5 protein-coding genes are annotated in these 4276 nt (G+C 70.2%); 1 reads left to right on the forward strand and 4 read right to left on the reverse strand.

The genetic code is table 11. The annotated features are described in order from the left end of the window. The 4 genes from VF536_RS27495 to VF536_RS27510 all read right to left on the reverse strand — a co-directional run. Window positions 1–337, reverse strand: a 337-nt coding sequence (locus VF536_RS27495; RefSeq protein WP_331618127.1) for a P1 family peptidase, incomplete at its 3' end; no start/stop codon positions are given. A 20-nt stretch (window positions 338–357) separates the two neighbouring features. Then, window positions 358–954, reverse strand: a complete 597-nt coding sequence (locus VF536_RS27500; RefSeq protein WP_331618128.1) for a DUF3617 domain-containing protein — start codon at window positions 952–954, stop codon at window positions 358–360. A 52-nt stretch (window positions 955–1006) separates the two neighbouring features. Continuing rightward, window positions 1007–2128: an acyl-CoA dehydrogenase family protein gene (locus tag VF536_RS27505; RefSeq protein WP_331618129.1), complete on the reverse strand. Its 1122-nt coding sequence runs from the start codon at window positions 2126–2128 to the stop codon at window positions 1007–1009. A 15-nt stretch (window positions 2129–2143) separates the two neighbouring features. Next, complete coding sequence (locus VF536_RS27510) at window positions 2144–3322, reverse strand: acyl-CoA dehydrogenase family protein (RefSeq protein WP_331618130.1); 1179 nt, start codon at window positions 3320–3322, stop codon at window positions 2144–2146. A gap of 175 nt (window positions 3323–3497) precedes the next feature. Here VF536_RS27510 and VF536_RS27515 point away from each other — a divergent pair. Then, on the forward strand, window positions 3498–4276 hold a 779-nt coding region (locus VF536_RS27515), incomplete at its 3' end, for an isoaspartyl peptidase/L-asparaginase family protein (protein WP_331618131.1).

The following is a 4276-nucleotide window of genomic DNA, read 5'->3' on the forward strand; positions in this document are numbered from 1 at the left end:
CGAAGAGCACCGCCGCCGGCACGATGGGCACGCGCACCTGACCGACGGGGAAACCGTGCCCGCGCTCCGCCAGCCAGCGCATCACGCCGTCCGCGGCCGCGAGGCCGAACGCGCTGCCGCCGGTCAGCAGGATCGCGTGGACCTGCTGGACGGTGTTCTCGGGACGCAGCAGTTCGAGGTCCCGTGTGCCGGGCGCTGCACCGCGCACGTCGACGCCGGCCGTCGCGCCGGCCTCGCAGAGCACGACGCTGCAGCCGGTGGGCACCGACGGGTGCGTGAAGTGACCGACTTTCAGGCCGGCGACGTCGCAGAGGGCGCCGGCGTCCGGGCGCGTCAAGGTCTCTCTCAACGCGTCGCTCAAGGCTTGGCGCCCTGGGGCTTCAGCGAGCCGCAGTCGCTGCCCAGGTAGCGGGCTTCGCCGGTGGAGCGGATCACCTCGGTCTTGCCGTCGCGCTGCGCGCGGATCTCGCTCTTGGTCTTGTAATGGTCCGGGCCGAGGAAGGTGATCTCGTTGGTCCCCTCCGACGCCGGATTGGTGCAGCGGAAGTTCACCAGCATCGTGTCGCCGGTGCGCTTGCTGTCGTGCTCGCACTTGCCGTCGGTGCGGGGCATCGCGGCGCGGTCGGCCTGTTCCTTGGTGACGCAGGACTTCAGCGTCAGCTCGCCGCCCTGGAAGTTCATGCTGACGCCGTGCTGCGACATCATGGATTCCATCTGCTTGCGCTGCTCGGGCGGCAGCGCCGCCATCTGCTTCTGCATCTGCTCCATCTGCGCCTGACGCTGCGCGTCGAGCTGGGGCTTCTGCTTGATCTCCCACAACCCGGGCTTGAAGTCCTGGGCGGAAGCGGACGCGACGCCGGCCGCGAGCAGCAGGCCGGCGATCAGGGAAGGCGCGAAAGAGGGCGCGAAGGAAGGCGCGAAGGGGGGAACGAAGGAGGAGGGCGCAAGCGACATGGCGGGCTCCCTCGCCGCGGGGGCGGCGAGCTCCGCTCAGTTTATGCCCGCCTCAGGCAAACACGCCGGCGGTGTCCTGCATGCGCGCGCTGACTTCGCCCAGATGATGCAGCGAGTCGCCGTACTGCATCTCCATGACGGCCAGCCGCTTGAAGTAGTGACTGCCGATGTACTCGTCGGTCACGCCGATGCCGCCATGCAGTTGCGTGCATTGCTGACCGACGAAGCGCATGGACTGCCCCAGCTGCACCTTGGCCTGCGAGATCGCGCGGCGGCGCGCGTCCGCTGGCTCGTTCAGCTTGAGCGTGGCGAAGTAGCTCATCGAGCGCGCCAGCTCCAGCTGCATCTTGACGTCGGCCATGCGGTGGCGCAGCGCCTGGAAGCTCGCGATCGCGACGCCGAACTGCTTGCGCGTGTTGAGGTATTCCGCCGTCAGCGCGACGAAGCGGTCCATCGCGCCGACGGCCTCCGCCGCCTGCGCGGCGATGGCGATGTCGACGGCGTGCTCCAGGACGGCCAGGCCGCGGTCCGGGCCGACCAGCAGCGTGGCCGGCGTGTCGTCGAGCGTGAGCTCGGCAGCGCGCGAGCCGTCGTGCAGCGCATACCCGCGCAGCGCGACACCGGCCGCGTCCTTCCCGACGAGGTACAGCGCGATGTTCGCGCCGGCGCCGCCCGCGCAGGCCTGCACGATGAACGCATCGGCCGCGTCGCCAGCGGCGACGACGCTCTTCGCGCCCGTCAATCGGTGATCAGCGGTCGCGACCGTGTCGCAGACATCGAGGCGGTAACGCGCCTTGCGCTCCTGATGCGCGAGCACGACCAGCGCCTCGCCGCCGGCGATGCGCGGCAGCCATTCGTCCTGCACGGCCTTGTCGGCCTGCGCGAGCACAGCCGGCGCGACCAGGCCGCCCTGCGCGTACGGCTCCATCACCAGGCCGCGGCCCAGCTCTTCCATCACGACCATCGCTTCGGCCGGGCCGAAGCCCAGGCCGCCGTGCGCCTCGGGCACGGCCAGCGCGGTCAGGCCTAGCCCGGCCAGCGCGTTCCAGGCGTCGCGCGAGAAACCGCCCGCCTTCACGATCGCGCGGCGCTGCTCGAACCCGTAATCCTTGTCGACGTAGCGCCGCACCGCGTCGCGCAGCGAGTTCTGGTCTTCGGTGAAATCGAAATCCATGTCGTGTCTCCTGCCTCAGCCCAGAACGGTCTGGGCGACGATGTTGCGCTGAACCTCGTTCGAGCCGCCGTAGATCGTCGTCTTGCGATAGTTGAAGTAGTGGCTCGCCAGCGGCGCGCAGTGGGCCGCGCCCACCTGGTCGCCCTGCCAGCCGGCTTCCATCGCCTCCTGGATGAAGGGCGTCGCGTACGGCCCGGCGGCCAGCATCATCAGCTCGGTATAGCGCTGCTGGATCTCGCTGCCGCGGATCTTCAGCAGGCCGGCCACGTCCAGCGACTGCTTGCCGCTGGACTCCGCCGACAGCACGCGCAGCACCATCATCTCCAGCGCGACGATGTCCACCTCCAGCAGCGCGATCTGGTCGCGGAAACGCGCGTCGTCGTAGACGCCCTCGGCCTTGGCGATGCGCTTCAGGCGCTCCAGCTCGCGCTTGCCGCGGTTGACGTCGGCGATGTTGGTGCGCTCGTGCGCGAGCAGGTACTTGGCGTAGGTCCAGCCCTTGTTCTCCTCGCCGACGAGGTTCTCCGCCGGGACGACCACGTCGTCGAAGAAGACTTCGTTGACCTCGTGTTCGCCGTCGAGCATGGTGATCGGCCGCACGGTCACGCCCGGCGACTTCATGTCGATCAGCAGGAAGGAGATGCCCGCCTGCGGCTTGACGCTCGCATCGGTGCGCACCAGGCAGAAGATCCAGTCGCCGTACTGGCCCAGCGTGGTCCAGGTCTTCTGGCCGTTGACGACGTAGGTGTCGCCGCGGCGCTCGGCGCGCGTCTTGACCGAGGCCAGGTCCGAGCCCGAGCCCGGCTCGCTGTAGCCCTGGCTCCACCAGACGTCGCCGCTCATGATGCCGGGGAGGTGGCGCTCCTGCTGCTCGCGCGAGCCGAAGGCCATGATCACCGGCGCCACCATCACCGGCCCGAAGGGCACGACGCGCGGCGCGCCGGCCAGCGCGCATTCCTCTTCGAACAGGTGGCGCTGCACGGCGTTCCAGCCCGGCCCGCCGAACTGCTTGGGCCAGGCCCAGCCGTGCCAGCCCTGCTTGCCCAGGAGGCGCGCCCAGCGCTGCAGATCGTCCTTGTTCAGCCGCAGCGCGTTGTGCACCTTGTGGCTGATGTCCTTGGGCAGATGCTCGGCCACCCATCGGCGGATGTCGGCCCGGAAGGCCTGTTCTTCGGGCGTGAAGTTGAGATCCATGCGCGTGTCTCCTGCGGTCCTTGATGTCTTGCCCCACGCGTCTCGCGTGCGTGTGTCGGGACTGCGCCGGGTTTTAGCACGAGCGTTCGATTTTTTCCTGTCCCGACCGGGACAAAACCAGGGCCATCCCGGGGGCGGGGGAGAATGCGCCGCTTCCGGGCTCCGAAGATCCGTCATGACCGCCTCGCTCCCGAACGCTCTCCCGACCCTGTTGCCGACTCTGTTCCCGACCTCCCTGCCGCGGCCGGTGCTCGCCCTGCACGGCGGCGCGGGCACGATCCGCCGCGCGAGCATGAGCGCGGACATGGAGGCGCGCTACCGCGCCGCGCTGGCGGAGATCCTGGCCGACGGCGCGGTGCGCCTCGCGCGCGGCGACGCGGCGATGGATGTGGCCGTGGAAGCGGTGCGCCGGCTCGAGGAATGCGAACTCTTCAATGCCGGCAAGGGCGCGGTCTACACGGCGGACCAGCGGCATGAGCTCGACGCCAGCGTCATGGACGGGCGCGACCGCGGCGCTGGCGCGGTGGCCGGCGTGACGCGCGTGCGCAATCCGGTGCTGGCGGCACGGGCCGTGATGGCGCACAGCGGCCACGTGCTGCTGGTCGGCACGGCGGCGGACAGCTTCGCATTCGAGCAGGGCCTGGAGCGCGTGGCACCGGACTGGTTCGGCACGCCGCAGCGGCTGGCGCAACTGGAGCAGGCGCGGGCGTCCGCGCTCGGTCAGGTGCTGGATCACGACGGACAACAGGCGGTGGCCGACGTCGGCAAGACCGGCCCGCTCGACGAGCAGACCAAGTTCGGCACCGTCGGCGCGGTGGTGCGCGACGCGGCGGGACACCTCGCCGCGGCGACCTCCACCGGCGGGATGACGAACAAGCGGCCCGGCCGTGTCGGCGATTCGCCGATCCCGGGCGCCGGTTGCTACGCGGACGACCGCAGCGTCGCGGTCTCCTG

The organism is Roseateles sp. (assembly GCF_036486225.1).
In the GTDB taxonomy this organism is placed as follows: Bacteria; Pseudomonadota; Gammaproteobacteria; order Burkholderiales; family Burkholderiaceae_C; genus Roseateles.

Coding starts and splice junctions, on each gene's coding strand:
- VF536_RS27500 (WP_331618128.1), bottom strand. CDS start 954: ATGTCGCTTGCGCCCTCCTCCTTCGTTCCCCCCTTCGCGCCTTCCTTC.
- VF536_RS27505 (WP_331618129.1), bottom strand. CDS start 2,128: ATGGATTTCGATTTCACCGAAGACCAGAACTCGCTGCGCGACGCGGTG.
- VF536_RS27510 (WP_331618130.1), bottom strand. CDS start 3,322: ATGGATCTCAACTTCACGCCCGAAGAACAGGCCTTCCGGGCCGACATC.